Here is a 1306-nt window from a genome sequence, read left to right on the forward strand (position 1 = left end):
TCAGGCGGCCTTTTTGTCTTCCTCAGCTGTGATACGGGCAATCGCATCCTTGAGCGCCTTGGCAAGATCGGTCCTTTCCCATGAAAAGGAGCCGTCACGACCGGCCTTGCGGCCGAAATGGCCATAGGCAGCCGTCTTGGCATAGATAGGCTTGTTGAGATCGAGATGACGGCGGATGCCCGATGGTGACAGGTCGATCACCTCGCGGATAGCCTTTTCCAGAACCGCCTCATCGACCTTGCCCGTGCCGTAAAGATCGACATAGACCGATAGCGGCTGCGCAACGCCGATGGCGTAGGAGAGCTGGATCGTACACTTGTCGGCCAGCCTGGCGGCAACGACGTTCTTGGCAAGATAGCGGGCGACATAGGCAGCCGAGCGATCGACCTTGGTCGTGTCCTTGCCGGAGAAGGCGCCACCGCCATGAGCGGCTGCACCGCCATAGGTATCGACGATGATCTTGCGGCCCGTCAGACCGGCATCGCCATCAGGACCGCCGATCACGAACTTGCCGGTCGGGTTGATATACCATGCGCAGTCGGCGGCAAGCTTGAGATCGCCCAAGGCTTCGCGAATATAGGGTTCAACCACCTCGCGCACCTTCTTCGACGACCAGCTCTCATCGAGATGCTGCGTGGAAAGCACGATCGAGGTCACTTCGGCAGGCTTGCCGTTGATATAGCGCACCGTGACCTGGCTCTTGGCATCCGGGCCAAGCCTGGCGGCATCGCCCTTGCCCTCTTTGCGGGCCGCAGCCAGCAGTTCGAGGATCTTGTGGCTATAGTAGATCGGCGCCGGCATCAGTTCCGGCGTCTCGTTGCAGGCATAACCGAACATGATGCCCTGGTCGCCAGCACCTTCAGCATTGTCGGAATCGGAGGCCTTGTCCACGCCCTGCGCTATATCGGCAGACTGCGCATGCAGCAAAACGTCGATCTTCACCGTGTTCCAGTGGAAGCCTTCCTGCTCATAACCGATCGCCTTGATGGCGCGCCGCGCCGCAGCGCGGAACTTGGAAGGATTGATCACTTCCCTGCCCGACTTGTCGGTCTTCATCAGGCTCGGCGGGACGCGTACTTCGCCAGCGATGACAACCCGGTTCGTGGTCGCCAGCGTTTCGCACGCCACACGCACCTCCCACGGATTCATGCCGGTCTTCTTGGCTTCGCGATAGACCAGATCGACGATCTCGTCGGAGATGCGGTCACAGACCTTGTCTGGATGTCCTTCGGACACCGATTCACTGGTGAAAAGATAATTCTGCCTTGCCACGGGTAAACCCCTCTTGAACGTTTCGTCGGCGACA

At 59.6% G+C, this 1306-nt stretch carries 1 protein-coding gene; it reads right to left on the bottom strand.

Features of this window, described 5'->3' with window-relative positions; genetic code table 11:
• Entirely contained in the window at positions 1 to 1272 is a 1272-nt protein-coding gene (metK, locus tag IE151_RS17565) for a methionine adenosyltransferase (RefSeq protein ID WP_189493043.1), read from the bottom strand.
• Positions 1273 to 1306 lie beyond the last annotated feature (34 nt).

The organism is Limoniibacter endophyticus (genome assembly GCF_014652835.1).
Classification (GTDB): Bacteria; Pseudomonadota; Alphaproteobacteria; order Rhizobiales; family Rhizobiaceae; genus Limoniibacter; species Limoniibacter endophyticus.